This window comes from Bacteroides sp. MSK.20.82 (assembly GCF_019052485.1).
GTDB classification, from domain to species: domain Bacteria; phylum Bacteroidota; class Bacteroidia; order Bacteroidales; family Bacteroidaceae; genus Bacteroides; species Bacteroides thetaiotaomicron.
On the sequence record NZ_JAHQUN010000002.1, the window covers coordinates 454,899 to 467,204 of the forward strand.

8 protein-coding genes are annotated in these 12,306 nt (G+C 38.6%); 5 read left to right on the forward strand and 3 right to left on the reverse strand.

The window, feature by feature from the left end:
- Positions 1 to 6,588, forward strand: coding sequence for a leucine-rich repeat protein (locus KTR07_RS04095; RefSeq protein ID WP_062695547.1), 6,588 nt, complete (start codon positions 1 to 3; stop codon positions 6,586 to 6,588).
- A 16-nt stretch (positions 6,589 to 6,604) separates the two neighbouring features.
- Here the strand turns inward: KTR07_RS04095 and KTR07_RS04100 are convergent, their stop codons facing one another.
- Positions 6,605 to 7,081, reverse strand: a complete 477-nt coding sequence (locus KTR07_RS04100) for a leucine-rich repeat domain-containing protein (protein WP_227230486.1) — start codon at positions 7,079 to 7,081, stop codon at positions 6,605 to 6,607.
- A 121-nt stretch (positions 7,082 to 7,202) separates the two neighbouring features.
- Between KTR07_RS04100 and KTR07_RS04105 the strand changes: the two genes are divergently transcribed.
- The 4 genes from KTR07_RS04105 (at position 7,203) to KTR07_RS04120 (ending at position 10,801) form a co-directional block, all read left to right on the forward strand.
- A complete protein-coding gene (locus tag KTR07_RS04105; protein ID WP_008764598.1) occupies positions 7,203 to 7,433 on the forward strand; it encodes a hypothetical protein in 231 nt (76 codons plus the stop codon).
- 88 nt (positions 7,434 to 7,521) lie between these two features.
- Positions 7,522 to 7,872: a hypothetical protein gene (locus KTR07_RS04110; RefSeq protein ID WP_008764599.1), complete on the forward strand. Its 351-nt coding sequence runs from the start codon at positions 7,522 to 7,524 to the stop codon at positions 7,870 to 7,872.
- Between the two features lie 19 nt (positions 7,873 to 7,891).
- Positions 7,892 to 8,482: an N-acetylmuramoyl-L-alanine amidase gene (locus KTR07_RS04115; RefSeq protein ID WP_008764600.1), complete on the forward strand. Its 591-nt coding sequence runs from the start codon at positions 7,892 to 7,894 to the stop codon at positions 8,480 to 8,482.
- 603 nt (positions 8,483 to 9,085) lie between these two features.
- Complete coding sequence (locus tag KTR07_RS04120) at positions 9,086 to 10,801, forward strand: ATP-binding protein (RefSeq protein ID WP_113747831.1); 1,716 nt, start codon at positions 9,086 to 9,088, stop codon at positions 10,799 to 10,801.
- Positions 10,802 to 10,874: 73 nt separating this feature from the next.
- Here KTR07_RS04120 and KTR07_RS04125 read toward each other — a convergent pair whose 3' ends face one another.
- Together KTR07_RS04125 and KTR07_RS04130 are read right to left on the reverse strand one after the other, a co-directional pair.
- Positions 10,875 to 11,750 (reverse strand): sugar phosphate isomerase/epimerase, encoded by an 876-nt coding sequence (locus KTR07_RS04125; protein ID WP_008764604.1) that lies wholly within the window; start codon positions 11,748 to 11,750, stop codon positions 10,875 to 10,877.
- Positions 11,751 to 11,761: 11 nt separating this feature from the next.
- The coding region (locus KTR07_RS04130) for a DUF1080 domain-containing protein (RefSeq protein ID WP_217315189.1) at positions 11,762 to 12,306 on the reverse strand (545 nt) is incomplete at its 5' end.

The window sequence follows — 12,306 nt, forward strand, 5'->3', positions numbered from 1 at the left end:
ATGGAACTGACACAAGAGCAAATTAATGATATAGTAACGGCTGTATTTTCGTTGATGGAATCTCAAGGAATGCTGCCTGAGTCGCAACTGGACGTACTAGCTCAAAACGTGAAGCGACGCCTGCAACTCGACTCTGTAGGAGTTGATGAAGTTCCTCTTGTTGATTCGATAGAGGGAATTAACTCTCTCCCGTGTGTACGCCAATCCGGATCGGTATTTGATGTTGTCCGTACTCCGTTGGAACTACTTAAAGGTAAATTGGCAGCTTTACCTGTCTTTCGAATTTCGTCAGGCTATTGGCAAGTATCGGAAGATAACGGGAATACATGGAAAGATATAACTGATTCTTTAGGGAATCGGGTGTCTGCTCAGGGAGAAAAGGGAGAACAGGGAAATCAAGGAGATCCGGGTCAGACAGGAGAGAAGGGAGATCCGGGAGATAAAGGTGATAATGGAGAAAATGTCTATCTTCAGTCTAACGGAACAGAATTGCAATGGAAGATGGGAGAGGATGGAGAATGGCAGACCCTGATTTTACTTTCTGAAATAAAAGGTGCTGCTTCAATGGGAGAATTGACCAATGTGTCTCAAGAAGCTGATATAGCAGAAGATGGTTCCGTTTTGATGTATAGGGACAATGAATGGAAACCGGCTGCGGAATGCTTTATTCCTACCGGAACGGCTGAGGACGGTTCTATCATTACCACTTTTTCTGACTTAATGAATTATATCTCCACTCATGGAGAAGGTGGTGGCGGTACTGGTGTGCAACGGAATATTCGTATCACAAATAACCTGGAATCGAAAAATATTTCTGCTAGTAAGGGAGAGCCTTGTTTATTGGATTTTACCTTTATCAGCCAGGAAAGATATAGCTCTAATGAACCATATGAAGACACAGGAGAACGTGGTATGTGCCAGATTTCGGTCAAGAATAACATTAACTCTGAATATGTTATAGTGAAACAATTGTATATCAATTCTAGTGTTCCGTTCAAAACGGATATTGCCGAGTTTCTGACATCCGGAGCTAATAATGTCATGATCAAAGTTACCGGAGAAGTGACTGAGGTAACAACTCCCGCATTTGTATATGCTGTGCAGCTTACGTCTCTGTCCATTAGCGCAGTAAACTTTAAATGGTGGACGGCATTTAATAATGACATTACAGTTCCGTTCAATATATCAGGGAATGTTTCTAAAAGTCTGTATGTGAACATTTCCGGAACAGATTATTCTGAAGGGTATGAAGTAGCGTTGGGCACGGGAGTTTATGTCGAAACTGCTTACAATTACTCTATTCCACATCCACAAAAGAGCGGAATTTTTAAGATATCGGCTTATGTTTCCAATGCGGACGGTAGTATTCGTACTAAGACCCTATCATTTAATGTGATATGTGCAGTCGCCGGTGAGCAGGCTAAACTGATCGCTATCAATAATGTGGCGGAAAGAATAACCAACTGGAGTGAAAACATCTTGTTTGATTATACGATGTATGATGGTGATAATGTTAGTACTTCTGCCTTGTTTGAGATTACGAAGGGGAATGAAGTAGTATTCAGTTCTACTGAAGAAAGCATTTCTACCTCTACTAAGTATTCATTCTCATTGCCTCTTGAAATAGACACAATAGATAATCAGGATTTCTCTATTATTGCTAATGTCAAAGATAGCGGCGTTCTGCTTACCGATCCATTAGAGTTTCCCGTGAATAACTCGTTGGGATATTCTGCCGTAGCAGGAGCTGTGATGTATATCAACCCTAAAACACGTACCAACAGACAAGGAAATAGGGAATGTATGATTAATGAAGTCGACGGAACGCAGATCGAAGCTATATGGAATGGAATAAACTGGGGAAACGACGGATGGACAAACGATAATCTAGGGTATAAAACGCTCCGTCTGCTTGCCGGATCAAGCGTTGATATCAATTACAGTCCGTTTGGAAAAGAGAGTGCCCGGACCGGCAAGACATTTGAAATAGACTATCAAATCTCTAACGTTACTGATTTCTCAAAACCGGTTATCACAGTCTCTACTCCTGCAGGAGATTTATTTGTCGGATTGAATATTTATCCAGACAACGTGATTATGTACTCACAGTCTCTAAAAGATAAGGATGTACAAAGTCTTCACACCTTTGAAGAGAAGCGGACCCGGCTGACACTTACAATCATGCCGGATGCTTATGGAAATAGTGGATTTAATCTCTGCATTCTCTATATAAACGGAATTAAGAACCGTGAGTTTACTTATGAGAATAATGATTATTTTGCTCATAACGGAACGATTGTCATAGGCTCTGATAATGCGGATGTAGATGTATACGGTATTCGTGAATATGATTCGGCATTAACCTCGCAAGGTGTACAAACGAACTATGTCAATTGGCTTTCTACAGCAGAAGAAAAAAATAGTTTCAAAACAGAGAATGACATCCTTGATACAAACGGTTCTGAAATAGACTTCGATAATACGGTTGACCAATATAATGTCATAGTGTTTGACAATACGATTCCAAGTATGGCTGACCAGACGCAACGTATTGGTACCCTTGACGTTTACTTCTACGACCATCCGGAGTGGAATGTATCTATCAGTGATGTCACTGCAAAAGGACAAGGTACTTCATCTATGAAATACTGGATATGGAATACCCGTTATCAACTAGACAAGAATTTGTCTGTCATTACTCATGCTGATGGAAGTACCAGTAAAAAAGTATGGCAGATGGTACCTTGGATTCCGGCAGGACAGAAATTTACAGCAAAAAAGAATTTTGCCTCTTCCATGCAATCTCATAAAATCGGCGCAGTCAATTCTTACACTGATTTATATAAACAAGTAGGTTTGTCGAACGAAGCAATGCAGAGGGAGGGGTATTCGGATGTACGTGTATCAGTATACGAGCTTCCTTTCTTTTGTTTTGAAAAGTCAATTAATGACGACGGAGAACCTGTATATGTTTTCAAGGGTTTATATACTTTCGGACCGGATAAAGGGGATAAATATACGTTCGGCTATGATACGGACTATTTTCCTGATCTTTTGTCTATCGAAGGTTCTGATAACTCGCCTCTTCTGACTTTGTTTCGTGTTCCGTGGAATACTGATAGCGGGAGAGTCGTATACGATGAGGACAAAGAAGCATGGCAGTATAATGGTGCCAACTCTTTCGGTTTTGGAGCTGGAGATATAGCAAATATAGTCAACTGGATTCCAACCTACAATCACGTTTATCAATGTTCCCCCCGTTTGCTTCCATTCGATGGTACTCCCGATGAACTGAATGATGACCTGGATATATATCGTACGCAGCCTTATGAGTTTTGGATTGCAAAAGTTGGTGATTCGCATCGGTTTGATGTCTATTATTATGAGGCGTCGGTAGGTTTGTTTATACCATCGGACATTGGAGAAGGACCAATTAATCTGGTATCTCAACTGGTAGACAAAGATTATGGACTTGCTTCTGCTGATATTGAGAATAAAACAAATGATAGTCTGAATACCCTTTTTATCAATGCCCGTGTGGCTAAGTTCAGAAAGGAAGCCGCTTTGTACTGGGATATCGATGATTGTTTGTACTTTATGAACAATGTAGAGTTTAATGCTGGAACAGACGAACGAGCAAAGAACACCTATCCGTATAGCTTTGGAATCGAAACTTCAAAATGGAGATGGCGTGTTGATGATGCTGATACTCGTTTTGATACAACCAATCGTGGTTTACCGGATAAAGAGTACAGTGTTGAAACTCATGATTTGGATGAGACCGGGGCGGCTGTATGGAACGGAGAAACAAATAATTTTTTTAACTTGATGGAACTTGCTTTCCCGGAGGAGAAGATAATAAGTATGCGCAAATCTATGGCAGCCATGCAATCGCTCGGAGGTTTAAAGAGTGGAAATGACCTTGAAAAGATATACGCGTTTTACAAAAAGTATTTCTTTGACCAAGCGCAGGAATATTTCCCGTCGGACGGTTATAATGCTGATGCTAAGTATTGTTATGAAAATGGTAAATTAGCTTATAATGCAGGTATTTATTCAAATGATACTGATCCGATTACTCAAAGTTTAGGCGATCATTATCTGGCGGAGCAGAGGTGGATTACTAAGCGTATTTTGTATATGATGTCGAAGTATAACTTCGGACTATTCTCGGCTTCTGGAACCGATACAATTACTGTACGTGCTGCAGGTAACACGATTAAATATCAGTTGACACCCGCAATGGATATGTATCCGGCAATTGCGAACGGTACAAGTATCATACAAGGAAAGAGAACGAAAGCTGGAGAAGTGTGTGAAATGGAAATTGAACTTTCGGGCTCCGGTGATCAGCAGAATGCAATACAGGGAGCATCATATCTGCAGGATATAGGTGATTGGTACAATAAGAATGTAACTGGATCTATGATTATTCAAGGAAGAATGCTAAGGGATATACGACTTGGAAGCAAAAATAATCCGGTTATCATTTCAATATCCTCTTTGACATTATCGAATTGTGTGAGCCTTCAGAGATTGCTATTATCGAATATTACCACTTTGTCCGGTACATTGAACTTAACCGCATGCGAGCACTTGCAAGAAATTTATGCAGACGGTACTTCTTTGGCGCAGATTGTGCTGCCGTCGGGTGGAGGACTTCGTGTAGTTGAATACAGCAGATTTAATCAATACTTGTCATTGTCTAATTATCCTCTTCTTACAGATGATGGAATCGGGATTGACTTGTGCAAGACAGTGATCAGTGACTTTTTCATTGTTGATTGCGCACTGGTTCGACCTATGAAAATTCTTGTTGATATAATGAATGCACAAATGGAACAAGGAGATAACCATGCATTGAAGAGGATTAGAGCCGTTGGCTTTGAAGAGTCATACAATAACTCGTTCATATTAGACAAATTGGTTGACCTGACAAACGGTACTTATAGTGGATTAAGTAGTGAAGGGCTTTCCGGAGAAGATGAATTACCTGTGTTAGATGGAACTCTCAACATCAATGCGAGTGTTTATGGAGATACTGTAGAAGCGCTCAGAGCAATGTTCACAAGACTAACCTTAAATATCAATGGGGAATTTTATGTTCGTTTTGCAGATGATATTGTAACAATGTTATGCGCAGAAAATTGGGGTGACGGTATAGGAACAAGCAAAAGACAAATGGGAAATATTACTGAACTAGGAATTATTTTTGCAGGAACAGGTATCAAATCGTTTAAAGAGTTATCTTTAAGTAAGATTGAATCATTAACAAATGAATTTACAGGTTGTTCGCAACTTAGTTCTATTGCATTTCCTGAGACACTGCGGATATTGAACACAACGGCATTTGCTGGTAGTATGGTTGCATTAGACTTGTCTGATTGCACACATATAACTGATTTACTGATTGATTCAGACGATACTATTGATTTCATGCCATCCGCAAACGATAATCTCGTTAATATTACTTATAATAACGGATCTAGCTGTATACATATGGTGGGTTATTCAAATGCTATTCTTACCATTAATAACGAGTCTGAGATTGTAGATTTTTGGGTAGAAAATTGTAATACTAATAATAATATTCTTTCGAAAATACAATCCATATATTCAGTCAAGGAACATTTACTTAAATATATTAGGGCTGTAGGATTTGATGAAGAATTCTATACGAACGAAATATTAAAAACTCTGTTATCATTAGCTGAGAATGGATATCGTGGAATAAATGAAAGTGGAGAAAGAGATGATAACATTATACCTGTATTATCAGGGAAAGTACTATGTACAGATAAGTATTCGCCAGATATGTTGTATGATTTAAAAAGTTACTTCCCTAATATTTTGTTTAATATGACGGGAGAAGCTTGTGTTGATTTCAAAGATCAAGTCGTAAAAGATATATGTGTGAGGAATTGGGGTAGTGATGGAGAATTGACCGTTGAACAGGCTGCAGGGATAACAACTATTAATACTAAGTTCAAAGAGAACTTGGAAATTACAAACTTTGATGAATTTCAATATTTTGTCAATTATACCAATAGTAATGGCCGTTATTTGGATTCTGCTAATAACAATCGTATTGATTCGAGTCCATTCCAGAATTGTATAAATTTGAAATCTATTGTTCTTCCACCCAACATTTTTAATATCGCTCTCAGTTTTTTGGCTAATACTAAAATTTCTAAAATTTTAATTCCCAAGTCAGTTGGTCTTTGTGATGTTGCAACGTTTAAGAATTGTGTAAACCTCACTTCTATTGTGTTTGAGGATGGAGGGGATGTACCATTATACGTCGGCGGTGATCTGTGGCTAGAAAACACTCAAGTTACAATATTAGTACTTCCATTTAAAACATACAGAATTAGAGGATATTGGAGAAGAGGCTCTAATCTAAATACATTATATGTAAAATCAACAATTCCACCAATATTGGAACACGGATGGGGAGATAATCCTGATACCTGTGATCTATACGTTCCTATTGGATGCAAGGAAGTTTATGCTTCTGCGACCAATTGGGGAAGTTTTAGAACTATTACAGAGTATGACTTTGATCTTAACCCCAATAATGTACACTAACAATCAGAGTAGAAAATTAGTATCCCATAATCCTAGAAGCCAATGAAGTCCATCCGGAAGCAGACTTGTAAGCATTAACTGCTGCTTCTGGGACATAAATAGGGAATGTAGAATTACCAAACACACTGTATTCAAGAGATGGAGGGACATTTCCCTTCAATTTCACCCCTGCTAAAGAAGTACATCCATTAAATGTTGCCATACCTATTATAGTGACAGTTTCAGGTACTTCTATAAGCGAAGTTAATGAAATACAATCTCTAAATACATTACTTGGAAATTTACTGTCAGCAAAACCCTTTGGTATATTTACACTTTCCAGCGAAGTACAGCCATAAAAAATATTCGTACCTAAGAAATATACAGAATCAGGAAATAGAACTTTTTTAAGACTGGAGCAACCACCAAAAGCACTTGTTTCAATTCTTTTGGCTGTAGGCATTATTGTTACTGATTCCAGATTGGTACATCGGTCGAAAGCTCCGTATGGCACCCCAGGCTCACCAGGATACTCTGTACGTGCGTTTGCATTAGTGAAATATTTCAACTCATTAAAAGATGTAATTTCCAAGTTCTCTTTGAACTTAGTATAATAATATAAATAAAAAATAAGAATGAAAAAAGTGAAAATTATGATTGGAGATAATACTCCTAGCTTCCATCTGATAGCTTCAGAAGGTAAAGTTCTACAAAGAATATCTGACAAACAGATTTTTGGGTATGAAATATACTTAGGGTATACCTACTATATTGGTTCTCAAAAGCTACCCGAACCATTGTTAGAGTTGCCGGAGCATTATTGTGAGATCGATGCTCCTGAAGAATATAAAGATATGCTTTATTAGATTTGATTTTGATGGAATATGTTTGAGTACAGTATACTATAGGATATATCCATTAACATCATTAATAACAGAATAAAATTGGATAAATATGGGATTAAATGAATGGCTAGCTCTGATTGGCGCTCTAGGCGGATTAGAAGCAATCAAATGGGTAATAAACTTCTATGTGAACAGGAAAACTAATGCACGTAAGGAAGGTGCGGCTGCTGACAGCATGGAGAATGAAAATGAGCGTAAGCAAATAGCTTGGTTGGAGGAACGTATCGCTCAAAGAGATGCAAAGATTGATACTATCTATGTTGAACTCCGTCAGGAGCAAGCTGCCCATTTAGATGAAATTTACAAAAGACATGGAATTGAATTAAAACAGAAGGAGGCTGAAATGAGGCGTTGTGATATTCGTAAATGTGACAGGCGGCAACCTCCAAGTGGTTATTAATAAAAAAGAATATTGTAACATGAAAATATTGATAGATAACGGGCATGGTGAAAATACTCCTGGCAAATGTTCACCGGATGGGAGATTAAAAGAATGGGCATATACAAGAGAAATAGCTGATAGAGTGGTAGCCGGATTACGTCATAGGGGAGAGGAGGCAGAACGTATTGTGAAGGAGGATGTAGATATACCACTCTCTATACGATGTAGGCGAGTGAACAAAATTTATCAGGAATCTGGAGGAAATGCGATCTTAATTTCTATCCATTGCAATGCAGCAGCTCTTGGTATTGATTGGTTATCTGCGCATGGATGGAGTGTATTTGTTTCGAATAATGCTTCTGCCAATAGTAAATGTTTGGCTACAAGTTTAGCTGAATCTGCTATTATGCAATCTGTTTTTGTCCGTCAGCCAATGCCAGGACAACTGTTTTGGACACAAAATCTCGCCATATGCCGGGATACAATTTGTCCGTCAGTATTAACCGAGAATTTTTTTCAGGATAATAAGGAAGATGTCGAATTCCTTTTATCTCCTGAGGGAAAGCAACAAGTTATACAAATACATATTGATGGGATTCTTAATTATTTGAAAACTATCGAATTATGAGGCATTTAGTATGTATATTGATGCTATCTTTTGTATTGGGAGGATGTTTCTGTTCATGTCGGACTCAATATATCCCGATTGAATCTGTAAAGACAGAATATAATGTTCGTGATAGTATAAGGTATGATAGTATATATCAGCATGATAGTGTATATCTAACGGTAAAAGGAGATACGGTATATCAGTATAAATATAAATATCTGTATAAGTACCAATATGTAAATAAGACAGATACTTTGATAAAGACTGATTCAATACAAGTTCCTTATCCAGTAGAGAAACAACTTGCTAAATGGCAGCAGTTTAAACTGGACTTAGGGGGAATTGCTATGCTGATTATTATAGTAATCGTTTTTATTTTACTAGGAAGGACTGTGCATAGATTGAAAATATGAAGGGATAGTGTCGAATATATGGTAGTAAAGTTGATGCGCGTGAACTCGGCTATTTCTCTTAATGTGGATATAGCCGAGTATGTGCAGATTGTATATCATCTGCGTATTGGTTATATATCCTATAAATAAATGAATTTATTTTCTTCTCTCGCCTTTATTATCAACTATTTTGTACCTTTGCCTGTATAGAGCAAAAAATATTGAGATTATGGCAAAAATAACGATTCCTTATGCAGTATCCGATTTTGTAGAGATGCGAGAGCGTGGCTTTTATTATGTTGATAAGACAAGGTACATTTCAGGTCTTGAGGATTATAAAGCTCCTGTATTCCTACGTCCTCGCCGTTTTGGGAAGAGCTTGCTGATTTCTATGCTAGCCTGTTATTACGATCGTACTAAAGCACATCGTTTCGAAGAACTGTTTGGAAACACTTGGATTGGTAGTCATCCCACATCAGAACACAACCGTTATATGATTATCCGCTATGATTTTTCGGCTATGGTAATGGCGGACAATATACAAGGTTTGACACAGAATTTTAATGATTTGAACTGTGGTCCTGTAGAAGTCATGGTAGAACATAACCGTGATTTGTTCGGGGATTTTCAGTTTGTCAATCGGGGGGATGCCGCAAAAATGCTCGAAGAGGCTCTTACTTATATTCGTTCTCATGAATTGCCAAAAGTCTATATTCTGATTGATGAATATGACAACTTCACCAATCAACTCCTTACAGCTTACAATGATCCGCTCTATGAGGAAGTTACTACTGCCGATAGCTTTCTCCGCACTTTTTTTAAAGTAATAAAGAAAGGTATTGGTGAAGGGAGCATTCGCACTTGTTTTTGCACAGGTGTGCTACCTGTTACTATGGACGATCTGACCAGTGGATATAATATTGCCGAAATACTCACGCTGGAACCGAACTTCCTGAATATGCTCGGCTTTACGTATGAAGAAACAGAAACTTATTTGCGCTATGTGCTTGATAAATATGCTGCTGGACAAGATCGTTATGATGAAATCTGGCAACTCATAGTGAGTAACTACGATGGTTACCGTTTCCGTCCTAATGGGGAACGCCTTTTTAATTCTACCATCCTTACTTATTTTTTCAAAAAGTTCGCTGCTAATGCCGGTAGCATTCCGGATGAGCTGGTTGACGAGAATTTACGTACAGACATTAACTGGATACGTCGTCTTACTTTATCGTTGGATAATGCTAAAAAGATGCTGGACGCATTAGTTATTGACGATGAATTACCATACAATGTAGCTGATCTTTCCAGTAAATTCAATAAGAGAAAGTTCTTTAATAAGGAATTTTATCCGGTGAGCTTGTTCTATTTGGGGATGACAACGCTTAAAGATAACTATGTGACGACATTGCCTAATATGACGATGCGCAGCGTCTATATGGATTATTATAATCAGTTAAATCAAATAGAGGGAAATGCACAGCGTTATGTTCCTGTATACCGGAAATATGATGCTGACCGTCGTTTGGAACCATTGGTGCAGAATTATTTTGAACAATATTTAGGACAATTCCCGGCACAGGTATTCGACAAAATAAATGAGAATTTTATTCGTTGTTCTTTTTATGAACTTGTTTCCCGTTATTTGAGCAGCTGTTATACGTTTGCTATCGAACAGAACAACTCTGCCGGACGTTCGGATTTTGAAATGGCAGGAATTCCCGGTACGGATTACTATACGGATGATAGAGTAGTGGAGTTCAAGTACTATCGGGGTAAGGATGCTGAGAGAATGTTATCTCTTAGTGAACCGCTTCCTGAGCACGTGGAGCAGGTAAAAGGCTATGCTGAGGATACAAAAAGGAAATTTCCTAATTACAATGTGCGAACTTATGTGGTGTATATCTGCTCTAACAAAGGGTGGAAATGTTGGGAGGTATATTAAAATAAAATAAGAAAAAACAGTAGACTCAAGCAATAAAGCGTGAACCTACTGTTTCCTTTTTCTGTATTTACTTCTATTTACTATAAGACGCCTTTACAAAAGGAGCATCCAGCAAATAGTCCAGACTCTTCTTGACACTTTCCTCTACAGGACAACTGTACCCTTCTATTTCAGCAACAATATGCTTTACGCCGGCAACCTTTGCATTTCTGAAGATAGCATCGAATCCGACCATACCACTATCTCCGATTTCTTTGTCATCTTTGATATGAAGCACGGTGAAACGTCCCGGATACTTGTTGAAATAGTCCACAGGACTGTGCTGCCCTCTGACAATCCAATATACATCCATCTGAAAAAAGACATACTCAGGATTGGTATTCTCAATCATATAGTCCAACATAACCGCTTGATTTTCTACTTTCTGAAATTCATGCGCATGATTATGATATCCGAATTTCATACCGTTCTGCTGGCATCTTTTGCCTATTTCATTGAAATAGTCGCAATACATCTTCATCTCTTTCATTGTTTTAGGAACACCGATTCCCGGATTTACGATGTATTTCATGCCTGCTGCTTTATGAGCGGCAATGCTTTGATCCCACCATTTCAGTGACTCGGAGAAATCTCCGGAAGCCACTTCCTTGTCCGACAATCCTCTGGAACAATGTGAAGACAGTACTTTCATACCAGCCTTTTCGACAGCATTCTTAAACTCTTCCGGAGTTTTGCCATAGAACTTGCCATTATCATAATTGGCGGCTTCGATGCTGGTGTATCCCATTTGCGCCAGATTCTTCAACACTACGTTGAGGTCGGTTCCATTATTTATGATGTCTCTGACCGAATAGAGTTGTATGGCAATGTCTTTCTTCTTTTTCGCATCTGCTGCCTGCGGAATTGCCAGCAGCAATGCGAACAGCACTAATAAATAGTTCGTTTTCATAATATGATGCATTAGTCAAGAACCTTCACGCGGATATTGCGGAACCATACGTCATCACCGTGATCCTGCATTCCGATAAATCCTTCGTGGTTTTCACCACCGCAATTATTCAGCAGTTCGAAAGCCAACGGCCATTTGTCCTGACTGAACTTGCTGGCCTGCAAAAGGTCGGTCCATTGTTTGGTCCACAAGTGATATTCGAGTACATTCTCGTCATTCTGTCCGTGAACAACCGTACCTTTATAAACCATGATCTTAGCCTTGTTCCATTCACCGAAAGGTTTTGCATTCTGAGGAACTGCCGGAATCATGTCATATAAAGAAGCCGACTGACGGTTATTGTCTTTCCCCAATTTAGCATCCGGATGATTGTCATTGTCCAATACCTGATATTCAGGTGCGGAAATATAGATCGGTTCGAGCACGTCGTTACCGTCCTTATCTTTAGAAGTCACTTCCTGAGCTAAATAGAAGATACCGGAGTTACCGCCTTTGGAAACTTTCCATTCCATTTCCAGTTCGAAGTTTTTGAATTTGTGGGCAAAGATCAGGTCTC